We start from the raw sequence: 239 nt of genomic DNA on the forward strand, positions 1-239 counted from the left end.
CTAAAATTATTAGTTGTATCTTTATATAAACACCACTTAATAGCATTAAGAAATGCAGTTTTACCAACGCCATTTTCAGCATGAATTAATGTCACATTCTTATTTGGGTCAGTCGAAAAACTAATTTCTTGTTCTCCATAGAACTGTCTGAAATTTTTAAACTTTAAATTTATTAGCTTCATTTCTAATCATCCATATCTTTTAAAATCTGACCTGTTACACGTGCGTCTTCTATAAAT

1 protein-coding gene is annotated in these 239 nt (G+C 28.5%); it reads right to left on the reverse strand.

Annotation, left to right across the window (positions count from 1 at the left end; genetic code table 11):
• Positions 1–182, reverse strand: a 182-nt coding sequence (locus SB749_RS20745; protein ID WP_410711979.1) for an AAA family ATPase, incomplete at its 3' end; no start/stop codon positions are given.
• Positions 183–239 lie beyond the last annotated feature (57 nt).

Origin of the sequence: Brevibacterium sp. SIMBA_078, assembly GCF_046534565.1 — a bacterium.
Lineage (GTDB): Bacteria > Actinomycetota > Actinomycetes > Actinomycetales > Brevibacteriaceae > Brevibacterium.